Source organism: Blautia sp. OF09-25XD, assembly GCF_003482095.1.
GTDB lineage: Bacteria > Bacillota > Clostridia > Lachnospirales > Lachnospiraceae > Fusicatenibacter > Fusicatenibacter saccharivorans.
The window spans coordinates 34,993-59,055 of the sequence record NZ_QUMG01000019.1 but is presented as its reverse complement, the minus strand read 5'-3'; the positions used below and the strand labels follow the sequence as shown (position 1 = coordinate 59,055).

At 51.3% G+C, this 24,063-nt stretch carries 19 protein-coding genes and 7 pseudogenes; all 26 read right to left on the bottom strand.

The genetic code is table 11. From position 1 onward, the window contains the following. Window positions 1-12 precede the first annotated feature (12 nt). The 26 genes and pseudogenes from DXA93_RS14345 to DXA93_RS14210 all read right to left on the bottom strand — a co-directional run bounded on the left by DXA93_RS14345 (window position 13) and on the right by DXA93_RS14210 (window position 23,784). A complete protein-coding gene (locus tag DXA93_RS14345; RefSeq protein ID WP_076776107.1) occupies window positions 13-201 on the bottom strand; it encodes a hypothetical protein in 189 nt (62 codons plus the stop codon). Further along, window positions 198-926, bottom strand: coding sequence for a DUF4366 domain-containing protein (locus tag DXA93_RS14340; RefSeq protein ID WP_076776106.1), 729 nt, complete (start codon window positions 924-926; stop codon window positions 198-200). The genes DXA93_RS14345 and DXA93_RS14340 overlap by 4 nt, the downstream gene beginning before the upstream one ends. Then, window positions 919-1,197 carry a DUF4315 family protein gene (locus tag DXA93_RS14335; RefSeq protein ID WP_076776103.1) on the bottom strand — a complete coding sequence of 93 codons (279 nt, stop codon included), beginning with the start codon at window positions 1,195-1,197 and terminating at the stop codon, window positions 919-921. The genes DXA93_RS14340 and DXA93_RS14335 overlap by 8 nt, the downstream gene beginning before the upstream one ends. A 31-nt stretch (window positions 1,198-1,228) precedes the next feature. Beyond that, a pseudogene (locus DXA93_RS14330) lies at window positions 1,229-3,336 on the bottom strand (CD1108 family mobile element protein). Between the two features lie 25 nt (window positions 3,337-3,361). Beyond that, window positions 3,362-4,330 carry a DNA-methyltransferase gene (locus tag DXA93_RS14325; protein WP_119208618.1) on the bottom strand — a complete coding sequence of 323 codons (969 nt, stop codon included), beginning with the start codon at window positions 4,328-4,330 and terminating at the stop codon, window positions 3,362-3,364. Next, window positions 4,327-6,818 (bottom strand): annotated as a pseudogene (locus DXA93_RS14320) (VirB4-like conjugal transfer ATPase, CD1110 family). The gene DXA93_RS14325 and the pseudogene DXA93_RS14320 overlap by 4 nt, the downstream one beginning before the upstream one ends. After that, window positions 6,715-7,122: a PrgI family protein gene (locus DXA93_RS14315; RefSeq protein ID WP_076776092.1), complete on the bottom strand. Its 408-nt coding sequence runs from the start codon at window positions 7,120-7,122 to the stop codon at window positions 6,715-6,717. The pseudogene DXA93_RS14320 and the gene DXA93_RS14315 overlap by 104 nt, the downstream one beginning before the upstream one ends. 178 nt (window positions 7,123-7,300) lie before the next feature. After that, window positions 7,301-8,169: pseudogene (locus tag DXA93_RS14310) on the bottom strand (VirB6/TrbL-like conjugal transfer protein, CD1112 family). Between the two features lie 19 nt (window positions 8,170-8,188). Beyond that, window positions 8,189-8,272 (bottom strand): annotated as a pseudogene (locus tag DXA93_RS14305) (Maff2 family mobile element protein); the annotation flags it as partial. A 91-nt stretch (window positions 8,273-8,363) separates the two neighbouring features. Beyond that, window positions 8,364-10,034: a recombinase family protein gene (locus DXA93_RS14300; protein ID WP_008394601.1), complete on the bottom strand. Its 1,671-nt coding sequence runs from the start codon at window positions 10,032-10,034 to the stop codon at window positions 8,364-8,366. Continuing rightward, a complete protein-coding gene (locus DXA93_RS14295) occupies window positions 10,035-10,232 on the bottom strand; it encodes a hypothetical protein (RefSeq protein WP_002595176.1) in 198 nt (65 codons plus the stop codon). 242 nt (window positions 10,233-10,474) lie between these two features. Then, window positions 10,475-10,705: pseudogene (locus DXA93_RS14285) on the bottom strand (virulence-associated E family protein); the annotation flags it as partial. 55 nt (window positions 10,706-10,760) lie between these two features. Beyond that, window positions 10,761-12,296 (bottom strand): IS66-like element ISRob1 family transposase, encoded by a 1,536-nt coding sequence (locus tag DXA93_RS14280; protein ID WP_004611469.1) that lies wholly within the window; start codon window positions 12,294-12,296, stop codon window positions 10,761-10,763. Window positions 12,297-12,362: 66 nt separating this feature from the next. Next, window positions 12,363-12,713, bottom strand: coding sequence for an IS66 family insertion sequence element accessory protein TnpB (tnpB, locus tag DXA93_RS14275; protein WP_158526524.1), 351 nt, complete (start codon window positions 12,711-12,713; stop codon window positions 12,363-12,365). A gap of 14 nt (window positions 12,714-12,727) precedes the next feature. Next, window positions 12,728-13,126, bottom strand: a complete 399-nt coding sequence (tnpA, locus tag DXA93_RS14270; protein WP_005422927.1) for an IS66 family insertion sequence element accessory protein TnpA — start codon at window positions 13,124-13,126, stop codon at window positions 12,728-12,730. Between the two features lie 67 nt (window positions 13,127-13,193). Then, a pseudogene (locus tag DXA93_RS14265) lies at window positions 13,194-14,364 on the bottom strand (VapE domain-containing protein); the annotation flags it as partial. Then, complete coding sequence (locus DXA93_RS14260; RefSeq protein ID WP_025544160.1) at window positions 14,333-14,977, bottom strand: CHC2 zinc finger domain-containing protein; 645 nt, start codon at window positions 14,975-14,977, stop codon at window positions 14,333-14,335. The gene DXA93_RS14260 and the pseudogene DXA93_RS14265, both read right to left, overlap by 32 nt. 66 nt (window positions 14,978-15,043) lie before the next feature. After that, entirely contained in the window at window positions 15,044-16,618 is a 1,575-nt protein-coding gene (mobQ, locus tag DXA93_RS14255) for a MobQ family relaxase (RefSeq protein WP_118639939.1), read from the bottom strand. 318 nt (window positions 16,619-16,936) lie between these two features. Beyond that, window positions 16,937-18,559, bottom strand: a complete 1,623-nt coding sequence (locus tag DXA93_RS14245; protein ID WP_032508026.1) for a recombinase family protein — start codon at window positions 18,557-18,559, stop codon at window positions 16,937-16,939. Window positions 18,560-18,666: 107 nt separating this feature from the next. Then, window positions 18,667-18,852 carry a hypothetical protein gene (locus DXA93_RS14240; protein ID WP_004849804.1) on the bottom strand — a complete coding sequence of 62 codons (186 nt, stop codon included), beginning with the start codon at window positions 18,850-18,852 and terminating at the stop codon, window positions 18,667-18,669. A 270-nt stretch (window positions 18,853-19,122) separates the two neighbouring features. Next, entirely contained in the window at window positions 19,123-20,463 is a 1,341-nt protein-coding gene (locus tag DXA93_RS14235) for a virulence-associated E family protein (RefSeq protein WP_117994939.1), read from the bottom strand. Next, entirely contained in the window at window positions 20,348-21,088 is a 741-nt protein-coding gene (locus DXA93_RS14230) for a CHC2 zinc finger domain-containing protein (RefSeq protein ID WP_119208614.1), read from the bottom strand. Before DXA93_RS14230 ends, DXA93_RS14235 begins: the two co-directional genes overlap by 116 nt. A gap of 47 nt (window positions 21,089-21,135) precedes the next feature. Next, window positions 21,136-22,608, bottom strand: a complete 1,473-nt coding sequence (gene mobQ / locus DXA93_RS14225; protein ID WP_072850453.1) for a MobQ family relaxase — start codon at window positions 22,606-22,608, stop codon at window positions 21,136-21,138. 2 nt (window positions 22,609-22,610) lie between these two features. Continuing rightward, window positions 22,611-22,927 (bottom strand): annotated as a pseudogene (locus tag DXA93_RS14220) (DUF3847 domain-containing protein). A 283-nt stretch (window positions 22,928-23,210) separates the two neighbouring features. After that, a complete protein-coding gene (locus DXA93_RS14215; RefSeq protein ID WP_004614949.1) occupies window positions 23,211-23,414 on the bottom strand; it encodes a hypothetical protein in 204 nt (67 codons plus the stop codon). 145 nt (window positions 23,415-23,559) lie between these two features. Next, complete coding sequence (locus DXA93_RS14210) at window positions 23,560-23,784, bottom strand: helix-turn-helix domain-containing protein (RefSeq protein ID WP_005362423.1); 225 nt, start codon at window positions 23,782-23,784, stop codon at window positions 23,560-23,562. Window positions 23,785-24,063 lie beyond the last annotated feature (279 nt).

The following is a 24,063-nucleotide window of genomic DNA, read 5'->3' as shown; positions in this document are numbered from 1 at the left end:
AAAATCCTCCTTTCAGCGTTCCGGCGCGGTATGCTTCTTCTCCTGTGCCTGTTTCAGACAATAGCCGATACAGGGGGATTGCGCCTTATAAGGGCAGCGCATACACGCCGGGGATTTTGGAACGGGCGGCGCATTGTCACGCCGCCCGGTGGGTCTTTGTATCATCATTCTTTCTAAAGGGTTCTCGGTGAAAAGCGTCATGCGTCCCTGTCCTCCGCTTCTTCATCTTCGGGAACGTCCAAGCCCTCCCCGTCGTCCGGCTCCGGCTCGTCCTCGTCGTAGTCGTCAAAGTTGAAATCTTCAAGGTCGGTGCCGCCCTTGACGCTCTGCTTCGGCTTCATAAACTTAAAATAGTAGAGTGCGCCCCCGCCGCCAAGAAGTGCCACGACAAGGAAAAGCACAAGCCCGCCCGTATTGCTTTTCTCTTTGGGCTGCTCCGGCGGTTCCTCGGTTTCCGGCTCCGCTTCCTTGCCGCTGCAAGCGGTCATGTTGTCCTTGCAGACGGGGCAGCTCACATTCACTTTCCCGGCCTCGCATTTATCGGTGCAACTGCAAACAGCGGGCGGGGCTGCTGTTTCGGTGCTTCCGTCCTCCATGAGTGCCATAAGGTCGGCTTCGTCCACTTGATTAAGGAAATGTACGGTGTTCTCGCCCTCGTCGTCCCGGTCAATGAGGATATAGAAGTAATTGCCGTTTTTGGTCGTCACTGTGATAAGCTGCTTGTTGCCGCCGAAATCGTCTACAAGGGTCGCGTTCCCGTCCGGGGTAAGGGGTTCTTCCTTTTGGGGTTCCTCATAGACAACGCCGCTGTCGTCGGTGGCGTCCTCGCCCTCCGGGGTCTGTGCAAAGGCGGTGACGGAAAAGCCGCCCGTCAGCATGAGGGCGGCGCAGAGTGCGGTCAAGGTTCTAAGGATTTTCTTATTCATTCTCGGTGTCCTCCATTTCTTCGGTGTCGTGGTCTGCGGGTTCTGCGGGGTAGCCCGGCGCGGATTCCATGCCCGGAATACCGCCGTCTTTCAGCATAGCGGAAAGCTCATGCGGGGAAAGGCGCATGGAGCGCACAAGCTGTACGATTTGCAGATTTTCCGCTTCGGTTTTCTGCGCTTCAAGCCCCCTTAATTTATTCTGGTACTCGGTGATTTTCTCGCGGGTCTTTGCAATCTCCTTGTCGATACGTTCAATCTTATTCATAGCCATAAATCAATTTCTCCTTTCAGATTTTCAGTTTTTAGTTCCAATTCATTAAGCCGTAGCCCTTGATACAGCCATAGTCAACGGGATAGCTCTTTATCTTGCAAGCGTCGCCGGAATTGCCCTCGACGGTATAGACGCGCTCCCCGTCAGTCCCGATAACAAGCCCTACATGGTCTGCGCTCCCGTCCCCGTCCCAGTCGAAAAAGATAGCGTCGCCGGGGGCGATATTCGCATAGCCCCTCGCACCCCATTGCCCGCGTGACTGGAACCACGGTACGCCCTGTGACTGGCACCCGGCAAAGCGCGGCTCCGATAGCCCCGCCTGTCCGTAGCACCACGAAACGAAACAGGCGCACCATTCCACGCGGCTGTTGAAGCCGTACCAGCTCCAATAAGGCCGCCCGCCCACGTTTCCGGCCTGCCGCTTCGCAAGCTCTACAATGGCGGTGTTGCCGGGGCGTGTGCCGTTCACAAGCTGTACGCCGCTTAAATCCTCGGACGCGCCCGTATCGGGAGAACCGCCGCCGAAAATCAGCGGCTTGTTGCCGCTTGTTTCCAGATAGACGCGGTACATTTCAAGCTGCTCCGGCGTAAGAAGTTCCTCCGCAATCTCGGAAACAGGCTTGTTTGTCAGCTTCACGTTGAGAATGTAATAGTTATAGGCAACGTCAACCTCGTATTCGTAGGTTTCCGTAGAGGTTTCTCCCGTTTCCGGGTCGGTGACGGTGCGTGTGCCTGTGCGGGTTTCCGTCCTGTGGCGCACTTCGATTTCTTCCGTCAGCGTCAAAGTGTACTGCATATCAAAGACGCGGTTTATTTCTGCCTGTGCGCTCTGCGGGGTGTAGGTCTGGAAAAGCGCGGTGAGGTAGGACGCTAATTCATGGGGGTTATGCCCGATACTGTCAAGGTCATAGCGGTATTCGTCATAGCCCGGATTGTCGCGCTCGATATTGTCAATCCGCTGCTGAAGCTCGTTTTCCTTTGCGGCGTAATTGTTCTCCGTCGCCACAAGGTCGCTGTCCTCCGACGTGTAGGAAGTCCCGACAATGCCGTTCATCAAGCCGGAGAACATAGAGCCGCAAGAGGAAAGCCCCGCCGAAATCATAATGAATAAGAGCAGCGCGGCAACGGCGATACAAACGCCCGCCGGGTGCCTTGCCACAAACGCCGCCGCTTTCTTTGTTTCCTCGGCTGTTTTCTTCGCTGCCTTGCGGGTGTTCTCTGCGGCTTTCTGTGCCGTTTTTGCGCCGTTTTTCCTTGCCGCCTTTGCATACTGCCGCTTGATTTGCTGCTTCTGCATGAAGCGGGAAAGGGGGTTGCCCCCAATCTGCGGATTGTCATGTAGGCTTTGTGGTACTGGAAATCCACATTCGCCTTGAACGCCGCTTTCTCTGCCTTTGCTGCCGCCCGGTAGGGTTTGAGCTTGTGGCTGCGGTAGCCCTCCTTGACTTTCCGCGCCCCGTACTTTGCGCCGCGTTCTGCCAGTTCTTCGGATTTGTGCGCCCCCTCAACGCCGGAATTGTCCTTTTCAACGGAATGTATTTTGTTGTGGACGAAAATACCCGCTTCCTGTGCGGGGCGGGATAGCGGGTTATTGTGGGGCTTGTTCTTTCCTATGGGCTTTTCCCGTTCCTCAAAGCGTAGGCGGGTCTTGCCTTTCCCGGTGGCTTCGTCAAAGGTGCGCTCCCCCACAAGTTTCTTTTCTTTGGGGATAGCTGCCTTTGCCGCGTCCAGACGGTCGGCTGCTTTGTCCGATTTTCGGATATACTTTTCAAGCTCCGGCGTTGCCCGTTCTTCCTCGGTAAACTGCAAGCGGGAAGTACGGGTGCGGGCTTCGGCTTCTGCCTGTGCTTTCCTCGCCGCCTTTTTGCTCGTCTTTCTGGTATGCGCCCCGTCGATATGCTCCATGACGCGCTCGGCTGCGGCGGTGTCCTGTTCCCGTTCTGCCCCCGGCGCATGGGGAAGCGTCGGCGCGTCGGCTGTGGGCGCGGGAGCTGTGCCGCCCGGTAGGGGCTGCGCTGCCTGTTCCGGCTGCTGCGGGGCGGCTTCCTTTCTGGTAAGGTCAGCGTCCCTTATGCGGTTGCTGATACGCTTCTTCTTGCCTGTGGCGGCGTTTACCTCAACGGCTCCCTCGCGGGTCATTTTCTGCGTGACTTTCTCACGCGCTTTATACTGTTTTATTTTTCTGTCCCTCCAATCCGCGCCTTGCAAGGGCGCAATATTCGGCGTTTATCTCAATGCCTATATAATGCCTGTGAAGCTGCTTTGCGGCTGCCCCCGTCGTGCCGCTGCCGAAAAAGGGGTCAAGCACAACGCCGCCTTTCGGACAGCCCGCCTTGATACAGGTTTCGGCTAACTTCGGCGGGAACGCGGCGAAATGCCCGCCCTTGTAGGGAACGGTATTGATAAGCCACACGTCCCGCCTGTTCCGCATGGTCGGCATGAGGGCTTCGTCGTAGTAGCTGCCGCTCCTTGCCCGGTTAAGCCCCTGTACTTTCCCCTGTCCGGGTACTTCGTCCGCATATTTCTGTCCCGCGCTGCGCCCGGTGCGGTACCGCGCCGCCGTTGTAGGGGCTAACGGCTCGGCTATGGCGGCTGCGTCATAGAAATACTTCTTTGACTTCGTAAGCAGAAAGATATGTTCATAGCAGCGGGTAGGGCGGTCTTTCACGCTCTCCGGCATGGGGTTCTCTTTCTGCCAGATAATATCGCTCCTTAAATACCACCCGTCAGCGCGTAGGGCAAAAGCCAAGAGCCACGGAATACCGATTAAGTCCTTTTGCTTGCAGCCCGCCGCCTGTCTTGCGATTGATACGGCTTGACCGTTCCTCCCTCTGGGGTTCTTCGGGTCTGCATGGTAGCCTTTATTCCCTGTGCCGCAGTAGGTGTCCGCGATATTCAGCCAGAAAGTACCGTCGGTACGCAGTACCCGGCGCACTTCGCGGAAAACTTCGGTAAGCCTGTCAATGTACTGCTCCGGCGTGTCCTCCCGCCCAATCTGTGCGTCAAGCCCGTAATCCCTAAGTGCGTAGTAGGGCGGGCTTGTGACGCAACAGTGTACGCTTTCCTCTGGAAGCTCCCGCAAGGCATAGAGCGCGTCCCGGTTGATAATGGTGTCTATGTTCAGCTCTGTCATGCTTCGCCCACTTCCTCCGGCTTCGTCGTCATTACCCGGTAAAGCTCGGTATCTTTCGGGAAGCGGTCTACAAAGGGCAGCACCACGTTCCCGTAGAAGATAAGCCCCTCGCCCGCTTCGGTGTGGGTGACATACTTCATCTGCTGCGGGGAAATGTTTAACTGCTTCGCAAGGATAGCCCGGTCGCCCGCCGCCTGATTGAGCATGAGGACAAAATCAGAGTTTTCAAAGATATTCTCCACTTCGCGGGAAGCAAGCAAATCTTTGACGTTCTGCGTAATGGCTGTGGGTATGCCGCCCCATTTACGGAAACGCTTCCAAATCTCCACGCTGTACGCGGCGGTCTGTTCCTCTTTCAAGAGAAGATGAAATTCGTCCATGTAGTAGCGGGTGGATTTCCTCTCTGCCCGGTTGATAGTGACGCGGTTCCATACCTGGTCTTGCACAATGAGCATACCTAACTTTTTGAGCTGCTTCCCAAGCTGCTTGATGTCAAAGCAGACAAGGCGGTTTGAAAGCTCTACATTCGTCCTGTGGTTAAAGACGTTAAGGCTCCCGGAAACATACAGCTCCAACGCCGACGCGATACGCGCCGCTTCCGGTTCCGGCTGCTTCAAAAGCTCGTCGTAGAGGTCGCCCAAGATAGGCATTTTCTCCGGGTCGGGGTCTGCAAGGAAAGGACGGTACACGTTCCTAACAGCGCGGTCAATGACGGTCTTATCGACGGGCTGCAAGCCCTCCTTGCCGCCTATGACAAGCTCGCAGAGGGAGAGGATAAAGTCGGATTTCAGCGCAAGCGGGCTGTCGTCCTCGGAATAGTTGAGGTTAATATCCATAGGGTTCACATACTGGGGCTTCCCGTCAATGCCCTTGCCCGTAGGCGACAAGCGTATCACTTGCCCGTCAAGCCGCTGCACAAGGGAAAAATACTCTGCTTCCGGGTCGCAGATGATAATGTCGTCGTCCGTAATGAGGAAAGCGTTTGCCATTTCCCGTTTGGCTGCAAAGGATTTCCCGCTTCCCGGCGTCCCCAAGATTAAGCCGTTGGGGTTTTTTAGCTGCTTGCGGTCGCAGAGTATCATGTTGTTAGACAGGGCATTTAAGCCGTAGTACAACGCCGCGCCTGTCTGAAAAAGCTCCTGTGTGATAAAGGGGATAAAGATAGCTGTGCTTGACGTGGTAAGCCCCCGCTGTATGGGGATAAGGTTCTCCCCAAGCGGTACAGAGGACATAAGCCCCGCTTCCTGTTGGTAGTCAAGGCGGGTGAGGGCGCAGTTGTTCTTCTGTGCAATGCCCGCCGCCGCGAACACGTCATTTTCCAGTTTCCGCTTCGTATCTGCCATGTTCACCACAAGGAACGTCAAAAGGAACATTCTTTCATTCCGGCTCTGCAAGTCCTGTAAGAGGTTCTTCGCTTCGCTGCCGAATGTGGCAAGGTCGGACGGTATAATATCCATGTCATAGCCGCTGCGTACCGCTTTCTTCTGTTCCTCAATTTTCATTTTGTCAAGGTCGGTAATCTTGCGCTTGATTGTCTTTATGGCTTCGGTCTGGTCGATACTGTGGATATGCAGATTGACGATAACGCCCGTTTCCAAGTCCAGTATGTCGGATAAGATACGGTCGTTTAATTCCGGGGCAAGGATTTCAAGGAATGAAACCGCGCCGATTTTGCGCCCCATGCGGAAGTAACGCCCCTCGCCAAAACGGAAAGAGGACGGGGCGATAAAGTCCTTTGTGGAAAGCCCAGACGGGGCAAGCCATGAAAAATCAAAGGCAAACTGCCCGCCTCCGGGTGGAAAATCCCATGCAGCATTTTAAGGCGTTCATAGCCTGTCATGGGGTGGGCAGACACGCCCAAGAGCTTGAAGTTGTTCAGTACGTCCGTTTCGATACGGGCAAGGCGGGATTTCGCCGCGCCCAGACTGTCGGCTTCAATGGCAAAGGTGATATATTTTGCTTTGACAAGCCCGTTGTTGCCTTTTGCAAGCTGGTTTTTGAGCATATCCCGGTATTCGCTGCGGATAGAGTTGAAAGCGTCGTCCTGTGCCGGGATATGGATAGATTTCTCCGCTTCGCCCCGCTGCGTCCCCTGATTGATGAAAGAGAGCTGCACCGAAACGGAAGCGTCAAAGTAGTTGAGGAAGTCGCACCAGTTTTCAAAAATGGCGGTCTTGTCGTCTGCCTGTGCAAGCTGATAGTTAATATCTTCAAAGGCTATGGTCTTTGAGTATTTCCGTTCCGTAACCTTGCAGATACCGTCCGGGTACATCTGGATATAGGGGATTGTCTGCTGCGCGGTGTGCGCTTTCCCGTCGCCCTTTGCCTGTCTGATGATTTCCGCAATCTGTTTCTTTTCGGCGCGGGTGAGCTTGTGGGGCGGGTTAGCCTTTGCAGGCGCGTTTCCCGCCACGCTGTTTCTTCGTGTTTCCTTTTGCAATCGCTGATACCTCCTTTTCAAGTTTTCGCTGCCGTTCAAGGTCAGCATATAGATTTTCAGTCCTGTATGGTCGTTCCTTTGGGGCTATGAATTTCGTCCGTATGATGTTCCTCACCACCACTTCAAGGGGCTGTCCATGCTTCTCATACATGGCAAAGAGGAAACAGGGCAGCATGACCGCAATCATAGCCATAGACGCAAGGCTTGTGCCTGTGCTGTCTTTGAGCAGAAAGAAAAGCGGCAAACCTATAATGAGAGCCGCCGCAAAACATACAATCTGCCGTTTGGTAAGGTTGAACGCTACTTTTGTCTTGACTTTGGATAAGTCTTTGGGTACGGGTACATACGCCAAGTGAAAACCTCCTTTCGTTATGTTTTGTGTTGCTGTAACTTCCCATAGGGGCAATCAAGGCAAAGGTCAATTTCTGCCCTTTGCCCGTCCCTATTCTATGGGGTTTTTCCCGCGTCAAGGTCGGGTAGTATTTTCGCCGCTTTGCTCTGAAAATCTCCACCCTACCCTTGACACGCCGCTAATGCGCGGAGAAAATCGACTTCGCCAGTGCGCCGGATTTGAACAGGGAGAAACAGAGGATAACGGTATAGGCTGCAAGGGAGAATATCGCGCTGTGCAGGTTGTCCGCTATTATCATGTTGTTCACCAATACGGCGTAAATGCCGACGCATATCATTATGAGGAAGCCTTGAAAGCCAAGGGCGAACAGGGATTTTAGGTAGTTGTTTCCTATCTGTCCCCATTCCCGGTTAGTGAATGTTGCAAACGGGATAGGCGATACCGAACAGTAAAGGTAAATCTCTATCATGCGCCCGTAGAGGATAACGGTTATCAGTACGGACATTATCTTCATGCACAAGCTCACAAGGCTTGTTTCCATGACAAGTAAGAGCAGTTCGGGGATTTCCATAGCGTCAAGCCCGCTCTGCATGGAAGCAAGGGCGGCGGCAACATCAATATTTGTGCTGCCGCCGATTACCCCCGCCGCGCCGGAAACAACGTGCTGCGCCATATCGAACACCGCCATAGTGATGTCAAAGGTATGCGTCACAAGGTAGACTGCGACGTAAGCCTTGAATACCCACTTGAAGAACATGGAAGTGTCAACGTCGTGCATATTGTTCTTTTCCGTTACCATGCTGATAAGCTCATAGCATAGGACGTAGGTAATGACAAGCCCCGCAATGGGTACGATTACATTCTCCGATAGTGTGCGTATCATGGAGAAGATACCCGCGTTCCACCTTGCGGGGTCTGCCCTACCTCTGCGGCGATAGTGCCGACTTTCTCGTTCACGTCCCCGAACATAGTTGACAGATTACCGTTTATGGCTCCTATGAGGATTTCCTTTATCCATTCGTTAATCGCGTCAAGTATGCTCTGCATAAGCCTTTACCCGCGCTTCTTAACCGAACAGGCCGGAAAGCAGCGGTACAAGGGTCATGCCGATAAGGGCAACGCCGCCGCCCGCCATGAGCTGTTTTATCCCCAATTAGGTGTAAAAACTCTGCTCGATGGCGGGCGGCGGCGTACAAAAAATCTATATGGTGTTTTTAAGAGAACCGTCCCGGCGGGACAGGTCAGGCAGTGACCTGTTCCACCTCCGGGATGGGTTTGAGATTAAAATGAATTTCGATAGAAATGTGTCTTGTTTTATCTTCGTCAATGCGCTCATGCACGACGATTTCTTTGATTAAGCGGTTGAGGGTGGCTGCGTCCAACTCTGTGATGTTGGCATATTCCTGAATGGCTTCCACCCATTGTTTTGCGTCATTGGCAAGCTGGACTTCATCGGACAGCCGCTTTCTGCCCTCGGACACTTTTGTTTTAAGTTCCGTCTGCTCGGTCTGTGTCTTTTCCAGCATGGTGTTGAAGTTCTGCTCACTGATACGCCCTGCAATCATATCTTCATAAAGCCGCATTACCATTTTGTCCAGAACCTCAATCCGTTCCTCGTCCCTTGTAAGGGAGCGTTCCATTGCTTCCCGCTGTTCCCGCTGCTCGGCTTCACAGGTATTGGTCAGGCGGTCAGCAACCGCTTTCCCGTCCATCAGGGCAGCTCTGGCACATTCCCGGATTTTCCGCAGCACATGACTGTAAAGGGTGTCATAATCAATCCGGTGCTGGGTGCAGTGGTTCTTTCCAAAGGCATTGTAGGTCTTGCAGGAGTAAATCTGCTGGGGATGTTTTGCGTTTGTGTAGCGTACCGTCAGAGACTTCCCACACTCGCCGCATTTTATCAGTCCGGCAAACAGGCTGATTTCATTGGTCTGCCCCGGACGCTGGCGGGATTTCAGCTTGTTCTGCACAATGTCAAAGCTCATGCGGTCAATCAGCGGTTCATGCTGTCCTTCCACTACAATCCAGTCCTCCGGCTTCTTTTCCCCAATCGTGCCGATTTTGAAACGGTAGTCCTTTTTCTGGGAAGCAATCGCCCCAGTGTAAACGGGATTCATCAAAAGGTCTTTGATAACGGAAAAGTCCCACATATACCGCCCGTTTTCCGGGTCTTTCTTTTCCCATTTGGTGCGGGTATTGCGAAGCCCCCGTTCCCGGTTCCACCATGTGGGGCAGGGGATTTTTTCTTCCTCCAGCCGTCTGCGGATATAGTTCGGACCATGACCGTTTAGGGCATATCCGAAAATCAGCCGCACAATCGGGGCGGTTTCCTCGTCAATGAGCAGATGGTTTTTGTCCTCCGGGTCTTTCCGATACCCAAACGGGGCAAGACACCCGGTAAACTGTCCTTTCTGCGCTTTCAGAAGATAAGAGGAATGGACTTTCTTGGAAATATCCTTGCTGTACATCTCGTTCAGGATATTCTTGAACGGGGCGATGTCGTTGTTATCCCGCAGGGTGTCGATACCGTCATTCATGGCGATATAGCGGACACCGTTTCTTGGGAAAAAGTCCTCAATCAAATGCCCTGTTTGCAAATAGTTACGCCCCAGTCGGCTGAGGTCTTTCGTGATGACAAGGTTGATTTGCCTGCGCTCAATGGCTCTCAACATTCTCTGTAAATCAGGACGCTCCATATTAAGACCTGTGAAGCCATCGTCCTGATAGACTGCCACAACCTCCCATCCCTGCTTTTCGCAGTATTTTTCCAGCATATCACGCTGGTTTGCGATACTGGCACTTTCGCCTTGCAGGTCATCGTCCTTTGACAGCCTGCAATAGACCGCCGCACGATAGCCCCCGGCAAGTGCTGAACCGATTGTTCTGTATTCCATTTCGTTCATCATAGCCATTTACCCACACAATCCAGACGGTATCTGGCTCTGTTGAACCTCATCTTCATTATACTTCAAATCTTTCTTTTTAGCAAGATATTCTTTTGTATTTGTTTTGCCGTATTTCTGGGAAATCAGGCTGACGAACACATCGGTGGCGTCCAGTTCCCCGTCAAATACGGTTGTCACTTCAATCTTGGTCTTATTTTTCGCCATAGGCAGTTATCCTCCATACATGAAAATAGCCAGACAGAGAACGGTCGGCAACGAAGTCCGGCAACGGGCTTCAAAAGACCTTGCAAACAATCTCAATCTGGCGTTGATTACTATTTATACTTTTCTTTTATTTTTCTGTTGTTTTGGTTGTCAGAGAGGGAAAAAGCCCGGAAATAAGGGATTTTCCCCGGCAACCGGCTCGGCAACGGGATAGCAACGAAGTCGGCAACGGGCTGTCATTTTCAGAATGGAAGCTCCATCTGCTCTGTGACCTCCACAAAACCGTCCATAGATTTTTCGGGCGGGTTGTCGGTGTCCGTTGCCGGGATTTCACGCTCCCAGCCCTTTTGTCTGCCGTATTCCGCAAACATCCTCGGATTGGAAAAGTAGTTCCACCCGGTAATGCACTGGTTCATTATCTCGTTGATTTCCCGGATTTCCCATTGCTTCGGCTCATCAAAGGTAAGTGTCAAATAAAACAGTGTATAGAAAAATAACCGTCAGCCTTTTATACTAAAAGGTCAACGGTTATCGACAGAATTCTTTTACAAGAGGATTCCAAGGCAGATAATCATCCAGATATTCAGGATGTTCAAGAAAAGCACTCCCCGGCATGTCGGACAGGATATATTTTATATATTTCATCGGGGCAAGCCCATTCGCTTTCGCTGTCTCTACCAGTGTATAGATTCCTGCACTGGCTTCCGCCCCTTTCGGACTGCCGGAGAACAGCCAGTTCTTTCTGCCGATCACAAAGGGACGGATACAGTTTTCCGCAAGCGAATTACTGATGGAACAATTCCCGTCTTCCAGATAATTCCAAAAACCTTCACGGTTATTTAAGGCGTAATGAAAAGCTTTTGAAAGTTTGGATTTCGGCAGCTCTCCGATGGCACTTTTTTCTGCCCATGACCAAAAAGCCTCGAGAAGCGGTTTCTCGCGGATAAGACGTTCTTTTTTCTTCTGATCAGGAGGGAGCGCCTCCAACTCTGACTCTATGTTAAAGAGTTGATTCAGACGGAGGATTGCTTCCGCAGGTTTTGATGCTTCCGAATTATGGATGTCTTTTGGGAGCGCATCCACGAAAGCCCGGCGCAGATGCGTATAGCAAAGACATCTTTTTACTCCTGAAACTGCATTGTATCCGGAGTAAGCGTCTGTATGGATATAACCTTCATATTCCCTCAGAAACGCTTCCGGATATTTCCCGCTTCGTCCCGGCTGGTACTCGAAGTAGCGGATGGGATTTACAGCATCTCTGATGCTGCAGTAAACCCACATATAGGAATCGGACGTATTTTTCCGTCCCGGTTCTTTCAGCACCTGTACATGTGTTTCATCGATATGAAGGTATCTCTGTTTCAGAAGTTCCAGCTTCAGACGGTGGACGATGTGTACAAGCCAGTCCCGATAGACAACCAGAAGCCAGTTTGACATAGTCGCTCTGCTTAAACGTAATCCCAAAGCCTCCCATTCTTTTTCCTGTCTGTACAGCGGGATGCTTAATTCAAACTTCTGGTGGATGAGCCAGGTGATGGTAGATGCAGATGCCAGAGAATGCAGGACGGGAGGATATGGCACCGGAGCCTTCTCCATATAAGGAGTTCCGTTTTTCCGGCACGACCTGCATTCATACGTTTCCCGGTAATGGTCAATCACCTTGAGTTTTGCAGGGATAAACTGTACTTCCGTGCGGACGAATTCTTCCCCTACTTTCACCATCGTACTCCCGCAGTTATCGCATATCTGTTCCCTTTCATCTATGGTATGGAGTACTTTGCTGTGAGGGAGATTTTTTACCAGTTCTTCCCGCTGACCGGTGTACTTCCTTTTACGTAGGTGCTTCTCTATCTCAACAAGCTCCGGTTCGTGTGCATCAGGATCCGCACAGGTTTCGATTTCATTAAAAAGAGACATCTGCCCCTCGATTTCGAGAGTAGATGTCTTCTCGGATTTTGTTCCATAAAGTTTACGGGTCAGGAAATCAACCTGCTCTTTCAGGAGCCGGACCTGCTGTTCCAGTTCTTTGATATGATTTTTATACTCCTGTTCCGTAGCTGACATAACCTGAAAACCCTTTCGCTTCGATAGGATTATTATACCATAGAATCGTCAGATTTCCCAGCATTTCTAAGGATTTTCAGTATTTTCAGACTTATGCGGGAGCCATTTCTGAACCGCCTTTGGCTGCTCCGGGTTCAAACCTTCCAGAAGCCAGCGCAGCTGCTGATCAGAAATCTGTTTTGCTTCTTCGCCGGTCCGCGGCCATTGGAGACGTCCGTTTTCGTACCGTTTGTATAAAAGGCAGAAACCGTCTCCCTCGTAATGGACTGCTTTGATCCGGTCAGCCCTCTTTCCACAGAACAGGAATAAGGAATTGCTGTAAGGATCCAGTTTGAAGTTGTACTGGATGATATCCAGCAAGCCATTGAGCTGCTTCCTCATATCGGTGTAGCCGCATCGGATATAGATTTTCTCCACCTGGGAAAGCTCTCCTAACATGACTGCACGGCTTTCAGAATGTTTTCCAGCATCTGGGCAGATGTGCCTTCATAAAGTTCCACTGTTATGGATCCGATATGAAGTATGGCTGCAGGAGTGGAACGGGAAATGTTTCTGTCCGGAAGTGAAAGCTCCGCAAACTCAGCCGGGGATTCCGTTAAAGCAGTTGACTGTTGGTCTGTACACATGTGGATGCCGTTTTTCTTGCGGGGCAGTTCTTCCAAGGCAAGCTTTCGAATTTTGGAAAGCCAGTAATAATAACTTTTCAAAGAGATATCGTGTTGTTCACACCAGATCTGATTTGTCAGTCCGGAGGCCCTGCATTGCCGTATTACATCCAGCCAGTATTGAAGTTTCACCTGTTTGTCTGGAGTCAAAGAAGAAAGATCCATAAGCCTGCTCCTTAGATTAGATTTAGAGTTTTTAGAGTCAACTCCCAAAACTCTAATCAATAGTTTACATGCAACAGCCAGAAATTTCGATACACCCTCTTATTGGACGCTTACCATCAAAGGTGTGGTTTAAGGCTTCCTTGTAGAGCTGCTTGGAGCAGACCGTTTCCCCGGTGTACTTATCAAGGTAAGCCTGTATCATCCCGGCTTTGGTGTCCTCCGGCATAAAATCCCGCTGGTGTTCTTTGAGATACCGCTGCATGGCTGGGCTGAATGACAGCTTGAACATGCCGCTTCGGTAAATCTCCATTGCTTCCGCCCACATCTGGCTGATATAGGCTCTGGAAGCGGCTTCGTCCTCCAAAATGTGAACCTCGGCTTGCTCCGGGTACACCATGACCGGGATAAATCGGCGGTTGCCGGAACGGTCAAGGGGGAGAAAGTCAAGGGCGTTGGAAGTGCCGCCGAACACGCATTGACGGGGGCGGTCTGCCGGGTGAGTTTCATAGGGAATTTTGTAAACCTCTTTCTGGCGGCTTAGAAAGGACTTGATTTCCTCAATGCTCTTGGCATTGGCGGTTGCCATCATTTCCGACATTTCAATTATCCAGTGACCTTGCAGCTTGCGGTACACGTTATCATCGTCCAGCTTCCGCAAATCATCGGAAAACCACTCGTCCCGGACTGCCAGCAGCCGGAAGAAGGTGGATTTGCCAGCCCCCTGACCGCCTACCAGACACAGCATGATTTCAAACTTGCTTCCGGGCTTAAATGCCCTTGTAATCGCCCCCAGCATGAACAGCTTCAAGGCTTCATAGGTGTAATCGTCCACATCAGCTCCCAGAAAGTGCCGCAGACAGAAGCGGATGCGCTCAGTCCCGTCCCATGCAAGGCTGTTCAGAAAATCCCGGATGGTGGTACTTATTCTCATTCGCCACAATCCCGATGGCGGTTTCAATCTTTTTCTCACTGGTAAGCCCGTAGGTTTCCTCCAGATAGAGAAGCAGATACTTCATGTCCGTATCGGTCAGGGCTGTGCTTTCTCTGTGAAAACCGATGGGCTTTATGATGTCCTTGCGGTCGGTCAGGATGTTGTAGGCGATTGCCCCGGCAAGCACAGGGTCACGCTGGAATACGGTCAGGCAGTTCCGTATGCTCTGGCGGACGCCGCCTTTCTCGGTGGTTTCCAGAGTTGCCTTTACTTCCTCAACGCTCTGGGGCGGCTGCATGGCGTTCATGGTGTTTTTTAGTTCTTGCTGCGTCTGCGGCTGCAAGCTCTGCCATTCGCTGTTCAAGCTGTATCACATCCTTTCCGTAGTCCATAATCAAAACCGCTTTTTCCTCTGTCTCCCCGAACAGCAGCACATCCAGCAGATATTCCACATGGGCTTGCTTCTGCAAGGCTTCCACGAACCGGGGATGAAACGCTTCCTCCGGGGAGTGCGGGGCATAGTCGGTTTTCCATACCCGTAAGAGGTGTAGATAATCGGCAAGGACACGGAAGCAATGTGCCTTTGCTTCCCGGAACTGTTCTTCCGGGGATTTCTGCCGGGGCTTGGGCTTCCTTGCCCTGCCCGGTGGCTTCCAGTCCTCATAGGCAAGCCCGAAGTCACTCGCCAACTGTGCGGCGGCTTCCTTTTTCCCCAGCCCGTACAGGGCAGCTACAAAATCAATCACATCCCCATCTGCACCACATCCGAAGCAGTGGAAACGCTTGTCCAGCTTCATGCTGGGGGTCTTATCGTTGTGGAACGGGCAGCAAGCCATCCCGTTTCTGTTTACCCGGATTCCGTAATGCTCCGCAGCCTGTCTTGTCGTAACGGACTGCTTCACAGCTTCAAATACATTCAAATCAATTCCTCCTTGTAAAAAAGAAAAGGCACTTATCATTCTCAATCTGAAAATGGCAAGTGCCTGTTAAAGTTCCATATCCTGTTGTTTGTGTTTCGTCTGCGCCGGGGCGTTTTTCTGTGCTTTCTTCTCGTCAGCCTTATCCTGCAAGACTTCTTTGAGGGGCTGCTTCTTGGGCGGCTCTTTGCTTTCCTCTGTGCCGGGTGTGGCTTTCCGTACCCAGTAGCGGATGTCCCGCAGCTTCTTCAAATCTTCCTGCACCTCGGTCAACGGTACTTTCAAGTCTGCGATTTCGCCCACAAGCTTCGCCTGTTCCTGCAAAAGCTCCTTTTTCGTGCTGTCCTTATCATCCGGGTGCTTGGCAAGGTAGGCACTGGCTTTCTCAAACCGGGCAACCTCCGGGTGTTCCAGCTTGAATTTTTCCTTAGTTTTCTTGAAAAATATCTTCTGGTATTTCTCATAAACGGGCTTACATTCCTTACAGTCCGTCCGGGCGGCAAGGATAGCGTCAATCACGTTGCTGCGGGTTTCCTTTGGCTTCATCTGCTTTCGGTAGTCGGCGGCAGATTTCCCGGACGTTTCTATAAAGTTTTCCAAATCCTCCACGGTGGAAAGTCCCTTTCTCTGAAGATAGGACAGGGCTTCGCTGACTGCCTTTAAGTCTTTGGAAGTTCCACGGTTTTGTCCCGCCCGTGTCCAGTCGCTCCGTTCTGCCTTTCGTACCTCCATGTACTTCATCAACAGATTGGGAAGAAATACCGCTTCCTCCGCAGCTTTTTCCGCAAGCAGTTCTTTTCGTTTTTCACTAAGCTCGATAATCCAGCCTTTGAGATTTTTAATAAGCTGCCGGATAGACTTCATCAGGCTGTTGGCGGCTTTGATTTCCCGGTTCAGATTTCCGATGTTGGTCTGAATCCCTCGCTTTTCCATCTGCCGGACAGCAGCACCCTCATGGACGGTAGGGATAATATCAAGCCCCTGTCTTTCATAAGAACGGAGATCCACCCGCTCCGGGCGGTTGTTGGCTTCCAGATAGCGGTTCTGGATGATCTCCCATTCATGCCGCCAGATTTCACAATACTTGCGGTCGTTCCAGTCAACCGTATCTTCCTTGTGACTTTTCCATCTGCCGGACGGAAGTTTTATCCGTTCCCCGTTCTCGTCAAGGTCATAAACCTTGCGGCTCTTGGGAAGCCATTTCCCATGTTCATCCATTGCCCGCATAGTCAGCATGACATGAGCGTGAGGGTTTCCGTCCCCTTTGTCATGGATGGCAAAATCCACGCACATTCCTTTGGAAACAAACTGCTGATTGCAGAAATCCCGGACAAGGGCGGCGTACTGGTCGGGCGGTATCTCTCTGGGGATGGTAAGCACCCACCGCCTTGCAAGCTGGGAATTCCATTGCTTCTCCACCGCTTCGGCGGCGTTCCATAAAGTATTGCGGTCTGCATACGACCGTGGGGCATTTGCCGGAAGCAAGATTTCATTGTGGACAATACCACGCTTTTCCGGGTAGTGCTTCACTTGCTGGTCGTATTCACAGAACAGCTTTTCGCCGCTTTGGTAAGCAGCGGCGGCAACCGCAGACTGTCGCTGGCTGCGCTGAACAATCGTGATTTCGTTGTGTGGGCAGGGCATTTCGTGTCCCTCCTTTCGGTAATTGGTGGATGGGGTGGCGTTTTACCACCTCATTTGGGGCAGAAAAAAAGCAGGAGACCTTTTCAGATTTCCTGCTCGGTGGTGCCGCCGGTGGGCGGCTGGTATTCAGTTTTGAAAGTTCGGGTCAGGGTGGCCCGATGATGAAATAAAATATCTGCATGAAGATTATTCAACTTCTTTTAGTAATTCTTCAACAGAAATACCGTAAAGTTTTGCAAGTGCAAAAAGATTTGATGTGGAAGGGTCGGATGTTCCCGTTTCCCTTAATTAAAGATATTGTTGGGTAAAAAAGAAAGGTCAGTCGATTTTGCCGATGAAGCGGTAGTAGATTTCTACTTCCTGCTCACGACTTCCGTCCTCGCCCTTGACAGCTTCGTGGACGGTTATTTTTTCAATTAGAGTGTTCAGAAGTTCGGCGGTCAGCTCCACAGGGTTGACATACTGTTTCATTAGGGCAATCCACTTTTCAGCATCCGCTGCGGTCTGTACGGCGGCTTCCATCGTTTCGTGAAGCTGTCTTATTTTTGTTTCAAGTTCCTTTTGCTCGTTCTGGTACTTCTCGGACAGCATATTGAAGTTATACTCGGTTATGCGTCCGGCAGACCAGTCCTCATACATTTTAGCAAACAGCCCGTCAACCTCGGCTTTACGCTTCTCTGCCTTTTTCAGCTCCGCAGCCTGCTTTTTCTTCGCAGAGTTTCTTTCCCTGTCGCTGGCATTGAGCAGCCGTTTCAGCAGCTTGTCCTCGTCTTTCTGTACCATCATAGACCAGTATTGCAGTCTTGCAAGCACATAGGCATACAGTACATCATAGCGGATATAGTGCATGGAACACTGGCGTAATCCCTGTCCGTACTTACTGCAATGGTAGTGTGCATAGGGATTTTTGTTCTGGCTGTTTACACCATAAGCCAATGACCATCCGCAGTCCGCACATTTTACCAGCCCGGAAAATATCTGCGTTGTGCCATTCTTCTGTCGTCTGCGTCTGCTTGCAATCAGCTCCTGAACTTTTTGGAACACTTCTTCGGAAATGATGGCTTCGTGGGTATTTTCCACACGATACCATTCTTCCTGCGGCTTCCGCACCTTTTTCTTGTTCTTGAATGAAATGTTGCTCTGCTTGTTGTGAACGCTGTGACCGATGTAGGTTTCCTCTTTCAAAATGCTCTTGACCTGTGCTATCGTCCACGCATAGGCTTTTTCTGCGGGCGCACCGGCGTAGATATTGGCGAAAGTCCCATATCTTTCATAGTTCAGCCAGCCGGGGGTAGGTACTTTTTCTTCCACCAGAATCCGTGTAATGCTGGCGGCACCCCTCCCGTGTACGGCAAGGTCAAAAATCTTCTCTACAATCCAGCGTGTTTCCGGGTCGATCAGAAGATGACCTTTTTTGTCCGGGTCTTTTACATAGCCCAGCGGTGCATAGGCTCCATAGTGTGCGCCATTGGCAAATCTTGTGTGCATGGCAGCCTTGACCTTTTTGCTGGTCTGTCGGGCGTGCATTTCATTCAGGATGTTTAAGAACGGGGCAAGCTCGCTTTCTCCGTTGATGGTGTCCACATTGTCATTGATGGCAATGTAGCGTACTCCCTTGCTGGGGAAATAGATTTCCGTGTACTGACCGGTCAGGATATAGTTTCTTCCCAGACGGGATAAATCCTTTGTGACAACGCAGTTGATTTTCCCGTCCTCGATGTCATCAATCATCCTTTGGAAACTTGGACGCTCGAAATTTGTCCCGCTCCATCCATCGTCAATGTACTCGTCTACAACGGTCAGCCCATGCTCTGCGGCATACTGCCTAAGCATCATGCGCTGGGTCTGGATACTGCCGCTTTCCCCCTGTAATTCATCGTCACGGCTCAATCTCAAATATAGTGCAGTGTTATAAATCGTTGTATTGTATGGTTGTTTCACGGTTAAAAATCCTCCTTCTAAAAGAAACAACCCACGCTTATACAATACTCGCTGGTACAAGTATATCATAAGCGTGGGCTGATTGACAGTCGTTATTCCGTATTTTTTCAGGAAGCGGCGGCAGCGTGCTGGATCACATCTTCCAGCAGACTGTCAAGCGGCTTCCCATCCTGTGCGAAATGCTCCGATACTTTGATACGGACTTTCCCCATGACAAAATACTGGGTGCCGTCTTTTTCGGTAAGCAGGGTGCCGCTGTTTTTGTTATTGCTCTCGTTTTTGCTTTTTGCCATAGGCAGTTACCTCCATAAATGAAATATGCCCGACAAGGGAATGTCAGGCAGGTGTACAGCCGCAGACTGTCTCCATGTCAACCAAACTGTGTCAACCGGCAGAAAAGACTTTGAAAACAATCCATAGGCGCTCTATGATTACTTTTTACTTTTTCTTTGATTTCTTGGTTGACATGGTTGACAAAGGAGAGAAATGCCCCAAATATCAGGCTTTTCCCCGTCAACCGGCTGTCAACCGAAGCGTTAACCAAACTGTCAACCGGTGGCTTTTCAGAATGGCAGTTCCATTTGCCGGGCTTCTTCTTCCGTGATTTCCTGAAAACCGTCCCCCTCCGGCGGGTCTTGGTTGACACGCTCCCAGCCTTTTTGAGAACCGTATTTCTTATACCGCTTCGGGCTTTTGTAGGCTGCCCAGCCCTGTATGATGCCGCCCGCAATGCCGGTATTCATAATCTCGCAGATTGCCCGTGTCTCCCAGTCTGCCGGGGAATTTAAGTTCCCCAGCGCTTCCTCATAAAGCTGCTTGGAACATACCCTGTCGCCGGTGTAGTCCTCCAAATAGGCGTAGATCATGCCAGCCTGTGTGTCCTCCTGCATGAAGTCCTGCTGATGGGCGTTCAGGTATCGGTTCATTTCCATGCTGAATGACAGCTTATACTTCCCACTGCGGTAAACCGTCATGGCTTCCGCCCACATCTGTTCGATATACGCCCTCGCCGCCGCTTCATCGTCCAGTATGTGAACCTCCGCCCGTTCCGGGTACACCGTCACGGGGAGAAAGCGCCGGTTGCCGGTGCGGTCACGGGGTAAAAAGTCCTGCCGGTTGGTCGTCCCTCCAAATACACATTGCCGCAGCCGGTCTGCCGGATGTGTCTCATACGGCACTTTGTAGGTTTCTTTCTGGCGGCTTAAGAATGACTTGATTTCCTCAATACTCTTGGCGTTGGCTGTGGCGATCATCTCCGACATCTCGATAATCCAATGCCCTTGAAGCTTGCGGTACACATTTTCATCGTCCAGCTTCTTCAAATCGTCTGAAAACCATTCGTCCCTGCCTGCCAGCAGCCGGAAAAAGGTAGATTTCCCGGCTCCCTGACCACCAACCAGACAGAGCATGACCTCAAACTTGCTCCCCGGTCTGAATACCCGCCGGATGGCTCCCATCAGGAACAGTTTCAAGGCTTCATAAGTGTATTCGTCCGTATCGGCTCCCAGAAAGTGATGCAGGGCATAACGGATGCGCTCTGTGCCGTCCCATTGCAGGTTGTTCAGGTAATCCCTGACCGGATGGTAGCGGTTTTCATTGGCAACAATCTTGATGGCGCTCTGCACCTTTTTCTCGCTGATAAGCCCGTAATTTTCTTCCAGATACAAAAGCAGGTAGTTCATGTCCATGTCGGTCAGCGTGGTACTGGTGCGCTCCCAGCCTAGCGGCTTCACAATGTCAATCTGCTCCGTCAAAAGGTTCAGACGCAGCGCCCCACGAAACAGCGGGTCACGCTGGAACACCGTCAGGCAGTTTCGGATGCTGTTCTTCACGCCGCCTTTCTGCGTCCCCTCTAATGTCTCCCGGATTTCTTCCGGTGTCTGCGCCGGTTCCATTGTGTCCATCGTCCTTTTGACCGCTTCCTGCGTTTCCGGCGGCAAGCTCTGAAATTCGCTGTTCAAGCCGCAGCACCTCCTTTCCCTGTGCGGCGATCAATTCCGCTTTTTCTTCTATTTCTCCGTATAACAAAATATCCAAAAGGTATTCTGTGTAGCTTATCCTCTGCAACGCTTCCACAAAAAGAGGATGCCAGATGGCATCCTGCGGCTGTGGGGCGTATGCTGTTTTCCAATGCTCCAGCAGGCGCTGATAATCGCATAGCACCCGGAAACAATACCGTTCCGTTTCCTGAAATCTCTGCTCCGCTGATTTTTGCCGGGGCTGTGACCTGTTGTGACGCTTCCTATCTGGCGGCGCATTGCCGGATTTCTCATAGGAAACGCCGAAGTCCTCCGCAAGCCTGACCGCAGCTTCCCGTTTCCCCAATCCATGCAGCAAAGCGGCAAAGTCGATCACATCCCCGGAAGCCCCGCAGCCGAAGCAGTAAAAGCGGCTGTCCACTTTCATGCTGGGCGTGCGGTCATTGTGGAATGGACAGCAGACCATGCCGTTTCTCCCCACCCGGATTCCATAGAATGAAGCAGCCTGCCGTGTGGTAACAGACTGTTTCACCGCTTCAAATACATTCAAATGCTCCCTCCGTAAAAATACCGGTAGCGGTAAAGCTGCCGGTTATATCATAGCTCCATCTCATGTTTCTTTCTCTGTACTTCCTGTGGCTGCTCCCTCCGGCGCAGTGCGGTATCTACGGCGTTCTGCACCTGCCGCAGCCGTATGACTTCCTCCCGGAGTGGCTTGTGCTGCGGAGACAGTTCGGCATACTCTGTTTTTAACTGTGCGTATTCCTGTTTCCATGCTTTCAGGGCAATGGGTTTTCCGTCCAGTTTTTCTTTCAGAATACGGCGGGCGGCATAAAACAGCCGTAACTCCGCATCGTGGGATGTTTCAAATTTCTCCCTCTGTTTCTTAAACTTGATATTGTTCAATTCCGTATGGACAGGTTTTAGCCGCTGGTAATTCTCGCCCTCCCGTATCAATTCCTGCAATTCCTTTATCCTGGCAGATTTCTTTTTCATGGAGCCGCTTAATGCTTCAAATTCTTCACTGACAGAGGAAAGACGCTCCTGCAAATCCTCTAATGTGAGCAGCTTGTTTTCCGTCAGATAATTGACGGCTTCGGCAAACTGCTTTAAGTTTCCGGTTCTGGCTTTATTGCTCCATGCCCCTGCGTTGCGCTGGTTGTAATAAGCGATCAGCAGGTCGGCAAGGTTCGGTGTCTGTGGTTTGGAAAGTTCTTCTTTTACCTCTGCCATCCAGACAAACAGGGCTTTGATCTTCTTCCTCACATCCTGCATGAGCCGGTTGGTGGCTTTAATCCAGCGGTTCAGTTCCCCTTTCTCGGTGCGGATGCCCTTTGCTTCCATCTGCCGGACATTAGCTCCCTCGTGGACAGTAGGTATCAGGTCAAGCCCCTGCCGCACATAGGAACGGTGGTCGATACGCACATCCAGTCCTTTTTCCTCAAATTTTGTATTAACGGCAGCCGCCCACTGCTCCCGCCAGTGTTCCAGTGTTTCCGGCTCGTGCCAGTCTGTTGTGTGGACAGCATTAAACATATAATCGCCATTTTTATCCCGGATTCGGTTTCCATCTTCATCAAGAAGATATTCCCGCCGCTGTTTTTGTCCCCATGTGCCATCCGGGTTCAAAGGGCGCATTGTTGTCATCACATGGAAATGCGGGTTTGGGATACCGCCGTCCTCTTTCTCCGGACTGTGAAAAGCAAGATCGGCAATCATGCCTTTTGCCACAAACTGCTCCTGCACGAACTTCCTCGCCAGCTCCATGTTTTCTTCCAGCGTCAATTCATTCTGCATGGCAATATCAAATGAATAGGCAAGCTGTGCTTTTGGATGTTTCTCGCAGTTCTCCACAGCATTCCAGAGGGTCGCCCGGTCAAGATATATTTCCGGCGCATGGGGCGGCAGCATGATTTCCGAAGCGATCACGCCGCCCTTTTTGGTGTAGTCGCTGACTTCTCCATAGTAGCTGCTGTAAAGACGCTCCCCGGCTCGGTAGGCTGCGCTGGCAATGGCGCTCTGACCGGCGCTGCGCTTTATCTGTGCGATTGAAAAATGATAAAGTGCTATCCTTAGTCACCGCCTTTCTCCTGCCCGGAAATACGGGCGTGGTTTTCTGCGGCAGACCGGATGAAAGGCTCCGCCTGCGGCAGATTCAAAATGCTTTCCATGAGGAATAAAATTCCGTTTCGGTCAGCTCCTTTGTCTGTGGCACAATGCTCTCAACGGCTGCCCCACGGGTAATCAGCCGGTGCGTCCTCTGTTTCCGGGAACCGCTTTCCAGATACGCCTGCCGGTTTTTCAAACGCTGCATTTTCCGTTTTTCCCGTTCCAGCAGGACAGTGGTTTTTTCATATTCCTGCTTTAACTGTTCCAAAGATTTTTCCATGTTCTCACATCCTTTGCTTATAAGATAAAGAAAGACCATCCGCAGACAGTCTGTGTCAGTGCTTCTATAAAGCCCGATGAAAAGGGAAAACCACAGAGCGGATTTCTCTTTGCGGCGGGTACACAGGGGATAGCCGCTTTAGCGGCGCAAGGGGGTGTAGCCACCTTGTCGGAGCAAAGCGAACGCAGACCTCGGATTGCTGATTTTATCAGCGGCAGAGGTAGCTCCGCAGGACGCACGATACATGGTCTTTAGACTATGTATAGAAGTGCGCCCTTAGTTCCTAAGGGATTTTGCCGTTTCCGGCAGTCTTGTCCTTTTTCTTGGAACGCTTGGAAAGATACTTCGGGCAGTCAACCACAACCGCCCGGAAGCTCTGTTTACATTCGTGCTGGCATTTCCGGCACAGTTCGTTGTAAGTGATACGGCTGCGGTCATTTAAGAAGAAAGACCATTCCAGCCGTCGCTTGTTGCTCATTCTTGCCATAACCGGCTCCTTTCTCCGTTTCTATCTGATGTACGCAGATAGGCTGTTTTGGTGTAGCGTCTCGGTATCATTTTTAAGGTTTTTCCCTCTGTATGCCCCTTTGGAAAGTGCGGCAGTATTGCAGTCAGGGAATGATACCTCACGCTTATTTGTCACTTCCCGGTACGGTTTCGGAGCCTTTTGCCATCCATTCAAAGAAAGCAATCTTGCTGACCTTGATAAGCCTGCCCCTGCGGAACGCCGGAAAGCCGGGGGTGTGTACCAGCTCATAGGCGCTCGCTCTTGAAATTCCCATAATCCGCTGGATGTCCGCCACATCCAGAACCAGCGGTAAATCCTCGTAGCTGTTCAATCTCTTTTTATCGTTCATTCTGTTCCTCCCATAAATCAAATAGGTTAAAATGCTTCCTGTTGCCGTTCTCCCCAAAATCCGTTTTCCTGCCCCATTCCTGCGGTGTTTCCCTGCATTGGTGCGCCGGATGCGTCACTTCTCCTGCCGGTCATATCCTTTTTGGACGGTCATTCACTTGTCAAAGTACTGTTTGGTACGAAATTACCAACTGCAATCATCATAGCGGACTATCCTTGACAAAACAATGCTTCTGCGATACCATGAGTGTAATGGATATAACTAAATTATATAATTACC